Origin of the sequence: Mesorhizobium ventifaucium (assembly GCF_935822925.1) — a bacterium.
In the GTDB taxonomy this organism is placed as follows: domain Bacteria; phylum Pseudomonadota; class Alphaproteobacteria; order Rhizobiales; family Rhizobiaceae; genus Mesorhizobium; species Mesorhizobium ventifaucium.
The window spans coordinates 43,930-58,871 of the sequence record NZ_CAKXZS010000026.1; the positions used below are offsets into that span (position 1 = coordinate 43,930).

The following is a 14,942-nucleotide window of genomic DNA, read 5'->3' on the forward strand; positions in this document are numbered from 1 at the left end:
TTTCGTCTCTTTGTTTCTCACGCGATCCGCCTAAAGGTTGCTGACCTTCATCGGAGCGCGCCTAGAGCGCCTCGGCGCCCGAAATGATTTCGATCAGTTCCTTGGTGATCTGCGCCTGCCGCTGGCGGTTGTAGGTGATCGACAATTTGTTGATCATGTCGCCTGCGTTGCGCGTCGCATTGTCCATTGCGCTCATCTTGGCGCCCATCTCGCCGGCGGCGTTTTCGAGCAGAGCGCGAAAGACCTGCACGGAGATGTTGCGCGGGATGAGGTCGGAGAGGATTTCGCCCGGCTCCGGCTCGTATTCATAGACGGCACTGCCGCCGTCCGTCGCTTCGGCGGTAGCGGTAGGCACGCCTGCCGGGATGATCTGCTGCGTCGTCGGGACCTGGCTGATCACCGATTTGAACTGCGAATAAAACAGCGTGCAGATGTCGAAGCCGCCCTCGTTGAAGAGCTGGATGACTTTCTTGGCAATGGCATCGGCATTGACGAAGCCCAGCGTCTTCACCTCGCGCAAATCGACGCGCTCGAGGATCAGCGCCGCGTAGTCGCGACGCAGGATGTCAAACCCCTTCTTACCGACGCAGATGATCTTGACCTGCTTGCCGTCTGCCAAAAGCTTGCGGATGTGATCGCGGGCAAGGCGTGCGATCTGCGAATTGAAGCCGCCGCATAGACCACGCTCGGCGGTGCAGACGACGAGCAGATGCACGTCGTCCTTGCCGGTGCCGGTCATCAGCGCCGGGGCCTCGCCGCCGCCGCCGATCGCCTGTGTGATGTTGGCCAGCACCGCGCCCATGCGCTCCGAATAGGGGCGCGCCGCTTCCGCCGCCTCCTGCGCGCGGCGCAGCTTCGCCGCGGCGACCATCTGCATCGCCTTGGTGATCTTCTGCGTCGCCTTGACCGAGGCGATACGGTTACGAAGGTCTTTTAATGAAGGCATGCTTCAAACCTGATCCCGTCCGTCCGGCTTCGTTCAAGCAAAGGTCTTGGCGAAGGTGTCGATCTCCGCCTTCAGCTTGGCGCGCAGATCGTCCGACAGCGCCTTCTCCTTGCGGATGCCGTCGAGCACCTCCTTGCCGGCCGAGCGCATATGGCTGAGCAAGCCATGCTCGAATTTGCTGACCTGGTCGATTGCCAGCTTGTCGAGATAGCCATTGACTCCGGCGAAGATCACCGCGACCTGTTCTTCGACCCTGAGCGGCGAGAACTGCGGCTGCTTCAGGAGTTCGGTCAGGCGCGCACCGCGGTTGAGCAGGCGCTGCGTGGCGGCGTCGAGATCGGAGCCGAACTGGGCGAAGGCCGCCATTTCGCGGTACTGCGCGAGCTCGCCCTTGATCGAGCCGGCGACCTGCTTCATCGCCTTGATCTGCGCCGAGGAGCCGACTCGCGACACCGACAGGCCGACGTTGACCGCCGGGCGGACGCCCTGGAAGAACAGGTTGGTTTCCAGGAAGATCTGGCCGTCGGTGATCGAGATGACATTGGTCGGGATATAGGCCGACACGTCGTTGGCCTGGGTCTCGATGATCGGCAGCGCCGTCAGCGAACCGCCGCCATTGTCGTCATTGAGCTTGGCGGCCCGCTCGAGAAGGCGCGAATGCAGGTAGAAGACGTCGCCCGGATAGGCTTCGCGGCCGGGCGGGCGGCGCAGCAGCAGCGACATCTGACGGTAAGCGACGGCCTGCTTCGACAGATCGTCGTAGCTGATCAGTGCGTGCATGCCGTTGTCGCGGAAATATTCGCCCATGGTGCAGGCAGTGAACGGCGCCAGGAACTGCATCGGCGCCGGATCGGAAGCGGTGGCGGCGATGATGATCGAATAATCGAGCGCGCCGCGCTCTTCGAGCACTTTCACGAACTGCGCGACGGTCGAGCGCTTCTGGCCGACGGCGACGTAGACGCAGTAGAGCTTTTCCTTCTCCGGCCCGTGCTCGTGCACCGATTTCTGGTTGAGCATCGTGTCGAGGATGATCGCGGTCTTGCCGGTCTGGCGGTCGCCGATGACCAGCTCGCGCTGTCCGCGGCCGACCGGGATCAGCGCGTCGATGGCCTTGAGGCCGGTCGACATCGGCTCGTTCACCGATTTGCGCGGAATGATGCCGGGCGCCTTGACGTCGACGCGCTTGCGCTCGGTCGCCTGGATCGGGCCCTTGCCGTCGATCGGATTGCCGAGCGCATCGACGACGCGGCCGAGCAGGCCCATGCCGACCGGCGTGTCGACGATGGCGCCGGTGCGCTTGACAATATCGCCTTCCTTGATGTCGCGGTCGGCGCCGAAGATGACGACGCCGACATTGTCGGCTTCGAGGTTGAGCGCCATGCCGCGGATGCCGCCGGGGAACTCGACCATCTCGCCGGCCTGGACATTGTCGAGGCCATAGACGCGGGCGATGCCGTCGCCGACGGACAGAACCTGGCCGACTTCGGAGACCTCGGCCTCCTTGCCGAAATTCTTGATCTGGTCTTTCAGAATTGCGGAAATTTCCGCGGCGCGGATGTCCATCAGCCGACCTCTTTCAGTGCAAGCTTGAGCGAATTGAGTTTGGTTTTGAGCGACGTATCGATCTGGCGCGAGCCTATCTTGACCACCAGCCCGCCGAGCAGCGACGGATCGACGGTCACAGTAATCGCGACATCCTTGGCGGCAACGCTTTTCAGCGCCGCCTTCAGCTCGGATTGCTGGGCGTCGGTCAGCGCATGCGCCGAGGTCACTTCTGCGGCGGTCTCGCCACGATGCTCTGCGGCGATCTGGCGGAATGCCTTGATCATGCCAGGGATGGCGAACAGCCGGCGGTTCTGGGCGACGACGCGCAGGAAATTGCCGGTGAGGCCGGTGATCCCTGCCTTATCGGCGATCGCCGCGATCGCCTTGGCCTGATCGTCGCTGGAGAACACCGGGCTGTTGATCAGGCGGGTCAGATCGGCACTGCCTTCGACCATCGCCGCGAAACTGTTGAGGTCGGCTTCAACCTGGGCGACCGAATTCGCCTGGAGCGCGAGCTCGAACAGCGAACCCGCATAGCGCTCTGCGACACCTGAGATTGGCGATGACGATTGGGCCACGGACCGTCTTTTCTCTTGTCTGACAGGCCGCAGATTATTGGCGCGAGCGAAAACTCTGGCTAAATCTTTGACCTTACTGCATTTTTCCAAGCACGGAGGCGCGGCTTCCGCTATCCCCGGCCGAAAGTCGATTGCCGTCTAGCACAGGCATTTTAAGACCGCAATGCGTCCTCCCGCATGGTTTTCAGGCACTATTGTCGCATCCGGCGTTGCGGTTTGACCGCCGGTCCCGAATTAGCCTTTGATTCAAGGCACAAAGCCGAAGGCGAAGGCAAGCGGCAGTGCCGCCAGCACCAGTTCCACCACGATGGAAGCCCAGTTGAAAGGTGTGTTGGCGCCGTCCGACATCATCGACAGCAGGCGGCCGAAGGCGGTGAACAGCCAGGAAAAGCCAAGCGCCATGTAGAGCAGCGGTTGCGCAAGCAGAACACAGCACAGTCCGACGCCGAGATAAAAACCTGACATCCTGCCGCGCGCTTCGGCGATCGCCGCCGCCTTCTCTGGCTTGACCTGCAGTCTGAGTATCCGGAAAGCCAGCGCCGGCGCCAGGAACAGCAGCAGGCCCAGCAGCAAGGTCACGACTGCGCTCGACCACGCCAGCCACTCGCCCTGGCTCATCGGCCACGGAAACGCAAATTCCATACTGTCCCCTCGCAAATGGCTGTTTCGAAATTTCGGGCATTCTAGCGAAGCAAGAAACCTGCGCCAGATGCGCGTAGGCGATTTGCCGAAACACGCAAGCCCAGCAGGGACCACCCGCCGCCTCGGTATGGATGCGCGTCGTATCGAAGACCGGAGTGTCGAGGTCCTGCTGGCAAAGCAGAATGGTGAACTCGATGCCGCCCATGATGGCATGGCGATGGTGGATCGTCGTTAATTCTCATGCTGCCAAAGAGGCCAAGAGCTTCATGACTGCTGTTCCTCCGCTGTGGAATGCTATATATTATGACCACATGAGACCACAAGGAGAACCAATGTGAGAACCATGCAGGTTAGAGAGGCTAAAGCAGGCTTCTCGGCACTCATCGAAGCTGCCGAGAGCGGCGAGCCTACAATTATCACGAAGCACGGTAAGCCAGCGGCGGCGATTGTTTCGGTGGAGGACATGCAAAAGCTTTACCCGGTCAAACGCCGGAACTTCGGAGAGTTTCTTTTGACCTATCCCGGTGGAATTGAGCTCGAGAGGAACGAGTCGCCGTCGCGGGAAATCGATCTTTGAGCCGCTATCTTATCGATACGTCTATTCTGTCCGCTTTCGCGCCTGGAAAGCCAGCCCTTGCAAAAAATATTTCCACCTGGATTGTCACCGAAGGTGAAAAGCAGACGCTATTCGTGCCTGTAGTAGCAATCACCGAAATAGAGAAAGGCATACGCAAGCTCGATCGCGCCGGGGCTACCAAACGGACAGAAAATCTCACTGACTGGCTCAACGATATCATCGAAGGATTTGCAGGCCAAATCCTAGCGATCGACGCCGATGTAGCTCGAAGGGCCGGCCAAATGGAGGAAGCAGTCTCTGCACAAGGGAAGAATCCACGCCTTGCGGACATATTGATCGCCGCTACGGCGTCAATTCACGAGCTTACAGTGGTCACAGCCAACGTCAGGCATTTTGAGGCGCTCGACGTGTCGTGTTGGAACATATTGCAGGACCCACCTGCGCCCGACTAATGTATGTCGCGCAAAAGTGTGCAGCGGTTTTGCGATAACGACATGTATAAACAACAATCTAAAGCGCGTCGCATGGGGCCGGTCAAACGCGACGCGCTTTAGACTAATGGACTCCAAGCACCTCACAAAAAACTCTGCGGGTCGATATCGACCTGCACGCGCACCGAGCCACGTAGCTTCGGTCCCTCGGCGAGCATGGTGCGAATGAACCCCTGCATGTCGGCGCGCCGCTCGCCCTGGATCAGCAGGCGAAAGCGGTGGCGGCCGCCGATCAGCGACAGCGGCGCCTCGGCCGGGCCGAGCACGAACAGATCGGCGGCCTGGGGCGCCGCCCGCCGCAGGCCGCGGGCGTGCCCTTCGGATTCCGCTCGCGTCGCCGCACTGACGATGACGCCGGCGAGCCGGCCGAAAGGCGGCAGCCCCGCTCGCTCGCGCTCGGCGATCTCGCGCTCGTAAAAGGCCTCGGCATCGCCGGAGACGATCGCCCGCATTACCGGATGGTCGGGCTGGAAGGTCTGCAGCAGGCCAAGGCTCTTCTTGCCGGTACGGCCGGCGCGGCCGGTCACCTGGCTGAGCAGCTGGAAGGTGCGCTCGGCGGCGCGCGGATCGCCATTGGCCAGGCCGAGATCGGCATCGACCACGCCGACCAGGGTCATGTTTGGGAAATTGTGACCCTTGGCGACAAGCTGCGTGCCGATGACGATGTCGGCCTCGCCGTTGGCGATGGCTTCAAGCTCCAGCCTCAGCCGCCGCACGCCGCCCATCAGGTCGGACGACAGGACGATGGTTCGGGCGTCGGGGAAATGCGCGACGACCTCTTCGGCGATGCGCTCGACGCCCGGCCCGCAGGCGACCAGATGGTCGAGCGTGCCGCATTCCGGGCAGGCCTCGGGCCGGCGCTCATTGTGCCCGCAATGGTGGCAGACGAGCTGGCCGCGAAAGCGGTGCTCGACCAGCCAGGCCGAGCAGACCGGACAGCCGAAGCGATGGCCGCAGACCCGGCATAGCGTCAGCGGCGCATAGCCGCGCCGGTTGAGGAACAGCAGCGACTGTTCCTTCTTCTCCAGCGTCTGCCGCATATGGCCAAGCAGCACCGGCGACAGGAAACCGCCGCGTGCCGGCGCGGCGCGGCGCATGTCGATCGTCTTCAGGTCGGGAAGGGCCGCCTCGGCAAAGCGCGCCGAAAGCACCGCCCTGCTGTAGCGGCCCTGGCTCGCATTGACCCGGCTTTCGACCGACGGCGTCGCCGAGGCGAGCACCACCGGAAAGCCGCCGATATGGCCGCGCACCACCGCCATGTCGCGGGCATTGTAGAAGACGCGGTCTTCCTGCTTGTAGGCGGGGTCGTGCTCCTCGTCGACGACGATCAGCCCGAGTTCCCTGAACGGCAGAAACAGCGCCGAACGCGCGCCGGCGACGACGCGCACGCCGCCTTCCGCCACTTGCCGCCAGACACGCTCGCGCATCCTTGGCGGCAGGTCCGAGTGCCATTGCGCCGGCTTGGCGCCGAACCGTTCCTGGAAGCGCTCGAGGAAGGCGTGGGTCAGCGCGATCTCCGGCAGCAGGATCAGCACTTGCTTGCCGCGGTCGAGCGCCGCCGCCACCGCCTCGAAATAGACCTCCGTCTTGCCCGATCCGGTCACCCCGTCGAGCAGCGTGACGCCGAATATGCCGGCCGCGACATTGCTGCGCAGCATCTCGGCTGCATCGCTCTGGTCCGGCATCAGCGATGGCTGGGCGTAGCCGGTGTCTGGTGCTGCGACCACCGGTCGCGGCGGGATCATGACCGTCTCGAACACGCCTTGCGCTTTCAGCCCGTCGATGACCGTCGACGACACGCCGGCCGCATGCGCCAGCCCGGATCGCGTCCAGGCGAGCCCGCCTTCTGCGGTCTCCAGCACGCGCATCCTCGCATCCGTCATCCGGTCGGGTTTGGCCAAGGTGCGTTGCAGGCCTTCGATCCACGGTTCCGGGTCGAAGGCCTCCGGCGCCCGCAGCAGCATGCGGGCCACCATGCCGGGCGGCGACAGCGTGTATTGCGCGATCCAGTCGACGAAGTGGCGCATGGCGCGGTCGATCGGCGGGCAGTCGAAGACCTGCTCGATCGGGCGCAGTTTTTTGGCATCGACCTTTTCGACAACGCCGTCCCAGACGATCCCGGCAACCTGGCGCGGACCGAGCGGCACACGCACGATCGAGCCCGGCACCACGCGCATGCCGGCGGGCACGGCATAGGTGTAGGGCCGCTCGGCGGGCATCGGCACCAGCACTGGCGCGGCTGCGGCAAAGGGCGAATCTTCGATCATGAGGCGTGACCTTGCCCCGACTTTCGTCTAGATCAAAGTCCGACCCAAATGTGCATGACATGCACATGAAAAAATCTTCAGGAGACCGTCATGAAATTTTTTGTCGACACCGCCGATGTCAAGGAAATCCGTGAGCTGAACGATTTGGGGCTGCTCGACGGCGTCACCACCAATCCCTCGCTGATCCTCAAATCCGGCGGCAAGATCGCCGACGTCACCAGAGAGATCTGCGAGATCGTCAAGGGTCCGGTCTCGGCCGAAGTCGTCGCCACCGAATACAAGGACATGATGGCGGAGGCCAAGATCCTGGCCAGGATCGCCGACAATGTCTGCATCAAGGTGCCGCTGACGCTCGACGGCCTGAGGGCCTGCAAGGACATCCGCTCGGACGGCCGCATGGTCAATGTCACGCTGTGCTTCTCGGCCACCCAGGCGCTGCTCGCCGCCAAGGCCGGCGCCTCCTTCATCTCGCCCTTCGTCGGCCGCATCGACGACAGCGGCTGGGACGGCATGGAGCTGATTGCCGATATCCGCACCATCTACGACAATTATGATTTCCAGACCGAGATCCTGACCGCCTCGGTGCGCACAGTGAACCACGTCAAGCAGGCCGCTTTGATCGGCGCCGACGTCATCACCGCGCCACCGGCGACGCTGAAGGCGCTGGTCAAGCACCCGCTGACCGACAAGGGCCTGGAGCAGTTCCTCGCCGACTGGGCCAAGACCGGCCAGAAAATCAGCTGAAGCGAAAGTCGGCGGCCATCACGCCTTCGTCATCCCAGGCGGAGCAAGGAGCGAAGCGACGCGGCGCAGACCCTGGGATGACGAAGGGAGAGGTGTTTCGGCCAATTCTCGACGGCTTGTCACTGAAAGGATTATCGGCTGTCGTTGTGCCGAAACGCTCTAACCCGCCACCGTCTTGCCGTGCTTGACCAGATTCTGGGCGATCGACAGGCGCAGCAGGTCCGCCAGTTCGCGCGCCGCGCGGTTTTCGGCGTCGATTTGCGCCCGGTAGGAGGCGAACTCCTGACGGGGCCTGTCGAAGGACGACGCTATCGAGCGCCTGCCAGTCGCGATCGTCGTGCCGGTCTTGGCGTCGGTCAGCACATAATTCGCGGTCAATGTCACCGTGCCCGCCGTTGGCTCGTCGTCATCGGTCGTGACCTGCACGGTTGCAGCGGATTCAACAAGTTCGGTAACGCCGAGATCGAGCGAATAGGCGGGCGACGCCGGCTCGCCGGCACCCTGGCCGAGCGCGAAAATCAGATTGTTGCGGACCTGCTGAGCGTAGCGCGTGTTGACCGGCTTGACCGAAATGGACCCGAGTTCGGCGGCAGCGCCAACTTGCGAACCGGCCGACAGCGGCGCGCTCGAATAGAGCGGCCGCACCGTGCAGGCCGAAACCAGCGCAACAGATGCGACCAGGCCATACAGCGCGGCACGGCGCAGCAAATGCGTCACTTCTGTCTTCCTCGGATCAGGCAACGACATTGACGATCCTCTGCGGGACGATGATCACCTTGCGCGGTGCCTTACCTTCGAGCGCTTTCTGCACGAAGTCGAGAGCCAGAACCGCTTTTTCGACGGCACCTTGGTCCGCGTCGCGGGCAATTGTCAAATCGCCGCGCTTCTTGCCGTTGACCTGGACCGGCAGCACGATCTCGCTGTCGACGACAAGCGACGGATCATAGACCGGCCAGGGCCGTTCGGCGACCAGATCGATGCCGCCGAGCGTCTGCCAGCATTCCTCGGCCAGATGCGGCATCACCGGCGCAATCAGATGCACGAGGATGTCGACGGCTTGCCGGCACGCAGCCTGGAGCGCCGGATCGGCCTTGCCTTCGGCCGCCTCGTTGAGCGGCGTGGTGAGCGCATTGGCGAGCTCGTAGATGCGGGCTATGGCGCGGTTGAAGGCGAGTTTTTCGATGTCCTCGCCGACCGATTTCAGGATCTTGTGCGCGGCTTTGGAAACAGTCCCTGCCTCGCCCTGCTTTGCCGCTGCCGGCTGGATTCCGGCAAGCGATTCGGCAGCCGTCGACACCAGGCGCCAGATGCGCTGGATGAAGCGATGCGCGCCGGCGGCGCCCTCGTCGGTCCATTCGACATCGCGCTCGGGCGGCGAGTCCGACAGCATGAACCAGCGCGCGGTGTCGGCGCCGTAGCCGTCGGTGATCTCTTCAGGGCTCACCGTGTTCTTCTTCGACTTCGACATTTTTTCGAGCGGGCCAATCACCGCCTCTTCGCCGGTCGTGATTTCGAGGGCGCGGCGTTTGCCGTCGACGTCCTCCAGCCGAACCTCGCTTGGCGCAAGCCAGCGGCCGTTCGAGCCACTGCCGACCCGATAAGTCTCGTGCACCACCATGCCTTGCGTGAACAGGCCCTTGAACGGCTCGGCGAGATCGACATGTCCGGTCTCGCGCATGGCGCGAGTGAAGAAGCGCGAATAGAGCAGGTGCAAAATGGCGTGCTCGATGCCGCCAATATACTGGTCGACCGGCAGCCATTCGGTAGCTGCCTTGGGATCGGTCGGATCGTTGGCCCAGGGCGCGGTAAAGCGCGCGAAATACCACGACGAATCGACGAACGTGTCCATTGTATCGGTTTCGCGGCGTGCATCCTTGCCGCACTGCGGACATTTGACATGCCGCCATGTCGGATGGCGATCGAGCGGATTGCCCGGCCGGTCGAACTCGATGTCGTCCGGCAGCCTGACAGGCAGGTCCGCCTTCGGCACCGGCACCACGCCGCAATCCTCGCAGTGGATCATCGGGATCGGACAGCCCCAGTAGCGCTGGCGCGAAATGCCCCAGTCGCGCAGGCGGAAGTTGACCTTGCGCTCGGCCATCGGCCGATTGCCGAGGGTCCTTTGTTCCAGCAGCTTCGCCACCTCGTCGAACGCCTGATCAGGCTTCATACCGTCGAGGAAGCGCGAATTGATCATCACGCCATCGCCGACATAGGCCTCGTCGATGATCTGGAAGCTTCCCTGATTCTCGCCTTCCGGCATCACCACCGGAATGACCGGCAGGCCATATCGGTTAGCGAAGTCGAGGTCGCGCTGGTCACCGGACGGGCAGCCGAAGATAGCGCCGGTGCCGTACTCCATCAGCACGAAATTGGCGACATAGACAGGCAGCGTCCAGTTCGCATCGAACGGATGGACGACGCGGATGCCGGTATCGAAGCCCTTCTTCTCGGCCGTCTCCAGTGCGGCCACCGAAGTGCCCATGTGATGGACTTCATCGATGAACTTTGCCAGCGCCGGATTGCTTTCGGCGGCCTTCTTCGCCAGCGGGTGGTCGGCGGCGACCGCCATGAAGGAGGCGCCGAAGATGGTGTCAGGGCGCGTCGTGTAGACCTCCAGCTCATCTTCGCCATCGACTAAAGTGGCCAGCGGCCAGCGGATCAGCAGGCCTTCCGAGCGGCCGATCCAGTTCGCCTGCATCAGCTTCACTTTTTCCGGCCATTCGTCGAGGCCTTCCAGCGAGTCCAGCAGATCCTGCGCGTAGTCGGTGATCTTGAAGAACCACTGCGTCAGCTCGCGCTGTTCGACCAGCGCGCCCGAGCGCCAGCCGCGTCCGTCGATGACCTGCTCGTTGGCAAGCACCGTCATGTCCTCCGGATCCCAGTTGACCTTGGAGGATTTGCGCGTCACCAGCCCCTTCTCGACGAAATCGAGGAACAGCATCTGCTGGCGGTGGTAGTAGTCGACATCGCAGGTGGCGAATTCCCGTGCCCAATCGAGCGACAGGCCCATGACCTTGAGCTGCTCGCGCATGGCGGCGATGTTCTGATAGGTCCAGTCCTTGGGATGGACCTTGTTCTGCATCGCCGCGTTCTCGGCCGGCATGCCGAAGGCGTCCCAGCCCATCGGGTGCAGCACGTTGAAACCCTTGGCCCGCTTGTAGCGCGCCACCACGTCGCCCATCGTGTAATTACGGGTGTGGCCGATATGGATGCGCCCCGACGGATACGGGAACATCTCGAGCACGTAGTATTTCGGACGCGGGTCGTCGTTATCAGCCTCGAACAGCTTCTTGGCGTCCCAGACCTTCTGCCATTTGGGCTCTGATGCGCGCGGATTGTATCGTTCGGTTGCCATCGGGTGTTTTTCACTTAAAAGCATGCGCGAGCGGCCGGACATGACCGGCGGCTCAGGAAATGTCGTCGCGGTGTTCACCATGGATTGCCGGACCCGTCAACTGTGGCGGTCCGGTGAGGATAGAAACTCGAGGCAGATATAGGCATGGCGAGCGCCGTCGAACAGTTTTTCACGGTCAAGGCGAAGATCGCCGCCGCCGAGCGCGAGGCAGGACGGCAAGCCGGCGCGGTGACGCTGGTCGCGGTCTCGAAGACCTTCAGCGCCAACGATATCAGCCCGGTCATCGAGGCTGGGCAGCGCGTCTTCGGCGAGAACCGTGTCCAGGAAGCACAAGCCAAATGGCCGGCGCTGAAGCAAGCTTTCCCCGACATCGAGCTGCATCTGATCGGTCCGCTGCAATCGAACAAGGCGAAGGAAGCGGTCGCGCTGTTCGACGTCATCGAGACGGTCGATCGCGAAAAGATCGCCGCCGAACTCGCCAAGGAAATCGCCAGACAGGGCCGGTTGCCAAAACTCTACGTTCAGGTCAACACCGGCTCGGAACCGCAAAAGGCCGGCATCGAACCACGCGAAGCCGTACCCTTCGTTACGCGCTGCCGCGACGTCCATGGCCTTGCCATCGAGGGCCTGATGTGCATCCCGCCGGCCGACGAGAATCCCGGTCCGCACTTCGCGCTGCTGGAGAAACTTGGGCTTGAGGCCGGCGTCGAAAAGCTCTCGATGGGCATGTCCGGCGATTACGAAACGGCGATCGCCTTCGGCGCAACGAGCGTCAGGGTTGGCTCGGCGATCTTCGGCAGCCGTTAGCGGACATTTCGTAGTGGTAATTGAGCGATCAGCCTTGAGTGTCGGGCGCGTCAGGCCTATGCGTAGCCAAGCTAGCTAGGAGCAGACCAATGAACTGGCATCTTCAGGATGCGAAAAACAACTTTTCCAAAGTGATCCAGCGCGCGCAGCGAGGGACCGCAGACGGTGACCCTGCGTGGCGAGCGCGCGGCAGTGGTGCTTTCTGCCGAAGACTATGACCGCTTGTCGGGAAAAAAGAAGTCACTGGCAGAATATCTTCTGACCGGCCCGGTCTGGGATGATGATTTCGCCGAGGAGGTCAACCGTCGCTCGGATACGATGATCCGCGACATCGACTTCTGATGTACCTGCTTGATACGAACATCGTTTCGGATGTGCAGAGGCGTCTGCCCAAGCCTACCGCCTGGCTGGCTTCAGTGGATCCGGCTTCGGTCAATGTCAGTGTCATCACGCTCGGGGAGATCGAACGCGGGATCGTCAAGCTGCGCAAGGTCGATCCCGAACGGGCAACGCGCCTCGATCTGTGGCTGCGAGAGCTTCGGCGGGACAATGCCGACCGCATCCTTGCGGTTACTGAAGATGTCGCGTTGTCGTGGGGTCGCGTCTCGGCTGGCCGCACACGGGGCAGCGCCGACACGCTGATCGCCGCCACCGCGGTCGTCCACGACCTCATTCTGGTTACGCGCAACGTCGCCGATTTCGACGATACCGAGGTGACGGTCCTCAACCCTTGGACAATCTGACCTGTTCCCCACTGCGCCAGAACGTCAGGCCGCGGAACTTGGTCCAAAACCATCAGGCCGTTACGCCAACAATTGAAACGAAACGTACCGTTCCTATATTGGTCGTGTCATTCCAAAACGTCCGGAGCTTGCACCATGCGCTACAATCAACTTGGAAACACGGGGATGTTCGTCTCCGAACTTTGCCTCGGCACCATGACCTTCGGCGCCGCCGGCGAAAACGCCCAATGGGGCCTGATCGCCAGCCTCGACCAGAAGGGCGTGGACGAGATCGTGCAGCGCTCGCTCGCCGCCGGCGTCAATTTCTTCGACACGGCGGACGTCTATTCCTTCGGCGCATCGGAACGGCTTCTCGGCCAGTCGCTGCGCAATCTCGGCATCAAGCGGCAGGAGGTGATCATCGCCACCAAGGTCCATGGCGCCATGGGCGACGGCCCCAACCAGCGTGGCTCCTCGCGCGGCCACATCATGGATTCGGTCGAGGGCAGTCTCGAACGGCTGCAGCTTGACCATATCGATCTCTATCAGTTGCACGGCACCGATGCGGTGACGCCGATCGACGAGACGCTGCGGGCGCTCGACGATCTGGTTGCCAGCGGCAAGGTCCGCTATGTCGGGGTCTCGAACTGGGCGGCCTGGCGTATCGCCAAGTCGCTGGGCATCGCCGAACGCAAGGGTTTTGCCCGTTTCGAAACCGTGCAGTCCTACTATTCGATCGCCGGCCGCGATCTGGAGCGCGAGATCGTGCTGCTGCTCAACGAGGAGAAGCTTGGGCTGATGGTCTGGTCGCCGATGGCGGGCGGGTTGCTTTCCGGCAAATACGGACCCGGCGCGCCCGGCAATGGCGAGGGCCGCCGCGCCAGCTTCAATTTCCCGCCGGTCAATGAAGACCGCGCCTGGGCGGCGGTCGCCGTCATGCGCGAGATCGCCGGCAAGCACGGCGTCAGCGTCGCCACGGTGGCACTCGGCTATGTGCTGGCAAAGCCCTTCGTGATGAGTGTCATCATCGGCGCCAGCCGCATGGAGCAGCTCGAACAGAACCTTGCCGCCACTGCATTGAAGCTCGACAGCGACGATCTTGCTCGTCTCGACGAAGTCAGCGCGCTGCCATCCGAATATCCGGGCTGGATGCTTGAACGCCAGGCGGCTGGCCGGCGTCCGGCGCCCTTTGCACCGAAAAAGTAAGTCAATCTCATCTTCGATTTCGGGAGCCGGCGGGCTCTCGATCTTTTTGGGCTCCGATCTTCAGGCTCAGGTCAGCCGGACCGTCTCGACCAGAAAGTTGAGAAAGGCCCGCACTCGCGCCGGCAAATGTTTGCCCTGGCCGACGTAAACAGCGTGGGTAAGCTCCTCGTCCCCGGGGTTGAAATCCTCCAGAAGCGGGATCAGCCGGCCGTCGGCGATGTCGGGCTCCACATGCCAGCGCGCCAGCCGGGCGATGCCAGTGCCCGAGAGCGCCATCAGCCGCATCGCCTCGCCGTCGCTGACCAGCGCATTTCCGGTGATCGGGACGAGAACGGCCTCGCCGGCCGCACCGACGAAGGGCCAGCCGTCGACATGGCGCACGAAGCAGAATCCCATCCGGTTGTGACGATCGAGATCGGCCGGCGTTCGGGGCGTGCCATGCGTCCTGAGATAAGCTGGCGCGGCGACGACGATCACCCGGCTCTGCCCTAGCTTGCGCGCCACCAAACGTGATTCGCCGAGCGGCCCGGCGCGGATGGCGACATCGGCGCGCTCCTCCATCAGGTCGATGACATTGTCGGTCAAAACCAGATCGATGGCGATTTCCGGATAGCGTTCGAGAAACCGCGGCATGAGCGGGATCAGCCGGTGCTGCCCGAACGGCACGTAGCTGTTGACCCGCAGCCGGCCGCGCGGCGCAGCACCGGCCGCCGCCTCGCGCTCGGCTGTCGCCATGTCGGCAAGGATGCGCACGCCGCTGTCGAAGAAGGCCGCGCCTTCTGGAGTCAATTGGAGCTTGCGCGTCGAACGGCTGACCAGCCGCGCGCCGAGACGGGCCTCCAGCCGCGCAATCAGCTTGCTCACCGCCGACGGCGTCATCCGCAGCATCCGCGCCGCAGCCGAAAAACTGCCCGCTTCGACGACGCGGACAAATACTTCGATCTCGCCGGAGCGGTTGATGTCTGGTCTCGCCATTCGTGAATCTATTTCACAGACAATGTGCCCGACGCAAGGCTGGTTCACATTACATCGCGACACGATCTTCCGGGGCGGGGCGTG

14 protein-coding genes and 1 pseudogene are annotated in these 14,942 nt (G+C 62.9%); 7 read left to right on the plus strand and 8 right to left on the minus strand.

Going from position 1 to position 14,942, the window contains the following annotated elements; translation table 11 throughout:
• Positions 1-61: 61 nt before the first annotated feature.
• The 4 genes from NMG70_RS23120 to NMG70_RS23135 all read right to left on the minus strand — a co-directional run bounded on the left by NMG70_RS23120 (position 62) and on the right by NMG70_RS23135 (position 3,711).
• Positions 62-946: a F0F1 ATP synthase subunit gamma gene (locus NMG70_RS23120; protein ID WP_254026665.1), complete on the minus strand. Its 885-nt coding sequence runs from the start codon at positions 944-946 to the stop codon at positions 62-64.
• A gap of 33 nt (positions 947-979) precedes the next feature.
• The gene (atpA, locus tag NMG70_RS23125; RefSeq protein ID WP_023800086.1) at positions 980-2,509 is read right to left on the minus strand and encodes a F0F1 ATP synthase subunit alpha; all 1,530 of its coding nucleotides are present in this window, start codon (positions 2,507-2,509) and stop codon (positions 980-982) included.
• Positions 2,509-3,069 (minus strand): F0F1 ATP synthase subunit delta, encoded by a 561-nt coding sequence (locus NMG70_RS23130; protein ID WP_254026666.1) that lies wholly within the window; start codon positions 3,067-3,069, stop codon positions 2,509-2,511. Before NMG70_RS23130 ends, atpA begins: the two co-directional genes overlap by 1 nt.
• A gap of 246 nt (positions 3,070-3,315) precedes the next feature.
• Positions 3,316-3,711, minus strand: coding sequence for an AGROH133_08824 family phage infection protein (locus NMG70_RS23135; RefSeq protein WP_254026667.1), 396 nt, complete (start codon positions 3,709-3,711; stop codon positions 3,316-3,318).
• 343 nt (positions 3,712-4,054) lie between these two features.
• On the opposite strand from NMG70_RS23135, the gene NMG70_RS23140 reads away from it, so the two are divergent.
• Together NMG70_RS23140 and NMG70_RS23145 are read left to right on the plus strand one after the other, a co-directional pair.
• Positions 4,055-4,288: a type II toxin-antitoxin system Phd/YefM family antitoxin gene (locus NMG70_RS23140; protein WP_436798445.1), complete on the plus strand. Its 234-nt coding sequence runs from the start codon at positions 4,055-4,057 to the stop codon at positions 4,286-4,288.
• On the plus strand, positions 4,285-4,740 hold the full coding sequence (locus NMG70_RS23145) for a type II toxin-antitoxin system VapC family toxin (RefSeq protein ID WP_254026669.1): 456 nt from the start codon (positions 4,285-4,287) through the stop codon (positions 4,738-4,740). Before NMG70_RS23140 ends, NMG70_RS23145 begins: the two co-directional genes overlap by 4 nt.
• Before the next feature lie 122 nt (positions 4,741-4,862).
• On the opposite strand, the gene NMG70_RS23150 is transcribed toward NMG70_RS23145, so the two are convergent.
• Complete coding sequence (locus NMG70_RS23150) at positions 4,863-7,046, minus strand: primosomal protein N' (RefSeq protein WP_254026670.1); 2,184 nt, start codon at positions 7,044-7,046, stop codon at positions 4,863-4,865.
• A gap of 90 nt (positions 7,047-7,136) precedes the next feature.
• Between NMG70_RS23150 and fsa the strand changes: the two genes are divergently transcribed.
• Positions 7,137-7,790 (plus strand): fructose-6-phosphate aldolase, encoded by a 654-nt coding sequence (fsa, locus tag NMG70_RS23155; RefSeq protein WP_254018684.1) that lies wholly within the window; start codon positions 7,137-7,139, stop codon positions 7,788-7,790.
• A 159-nt stretch (positions 7,791-7,949) separates the two neighbouring features.
• Here the strand turns inward: fsa and lptE are convergent, their stop codons facing one another.
• Both lptE and leuS read right to left on the minus strand, forming a co-directional pair.
• A complete protein-coding gene (gene lptE / locus NMG70_RS23160; protein WP_254026671.1) occupies positions 7,950-8,537 on the minus strand; it encodes an LPS assembly lipoprotein LptE in 588 nt (195 codons plus the stop codon).
• Positions 8,524-11,148, minus strand: coding sequence for a leucine--tRNA ligase (gene leuS / locus NMG70_RS23165; protein ID WP_254026672.1), 2,625 nt, complete (start codon positions 11,146-11,148; stop codon positions 8,524-8,526). Before leuS ends, lptE begins: the two co-directional genes overlap by 14 nt.
• Before the next feature lie 144 nt (positions 11,149-11,292).
• On the opposite strand from leuS, the gene NMG70_RS23170 reads away from it, so the two are divergent.
• The 4 genes and pseudogenes from NMG70_RS23170 to NMG70_RS23185 all read left to right on the plus strand — a co-directional run bounded on the left by NMG70_RS23170 (position 11,293) and on the right by NMG70_RS23185 (position 13,883).
• Complete coding sequence (locus tag NMG70_RS23170; RefSeq protein WP_254026673.1) at positions 11,293-11,955, plus strand: YggS family pyridoxal phosphate-dependent enzyme; 663 nt, start codon at positions 11,293-11,295, stop codon at positions 11,953-11,955.
• A gap of 89 nt (positions 11,956-12,044) precedes the next feature.
• Positions 12,045-12,297, plus strand: a pseudogene (locus NMG70_RS23175) (type II toxin-antitoxin system Phd/YefM family antitoxin).
• On the plus strand, positions 12,297-12,698 hold the full coding sequence (locus NMG70_RS23180; RefSeq protein WP_254026674.1) for a type II toxin-antitoxin system VapC family toxin: 402 nt from the start codon (positions 12,297-12,299) through the stop codon (positions 12,696-12,698). The pseudogene NMG70_RS23175 and the gene NMG70_RS23180 overlap by 1 nt, the downstream one beginning before the upstream one ends.
• A 135-nt stretch (positions 12,699-12,833) precedes the next feature.
• Positions 12,834-13,883 (plus strand): aldo/keto reductase, encoded by a 1,050-nt coding sequence (locus tag NMG70_RS23185; RefSeq protein ID WP_254026675.1) that lies wholly within the window; start codon positions 12,834-12,836, stop codon positions 13,881-13,883.
• A gap of 66 nt (positions 13,884-13,949) precedes the next feature.
• Here the strand turns inward: NMG70_RS23185 and NMG70_RS23190 are convergent, their stop codons facing one another.
• A complete protein-coding gene (locus NMG70_RS23190) occupies positions 13,950-14,858 on the minus strand; it encodes a LysR family transcriptional regulator (RefSeq protein ID WP_254026676.1) in 909 nt (302 codons plus the stop codon).
• Positions 14,859-14,942: the final 84 nt, after the last annotated feature.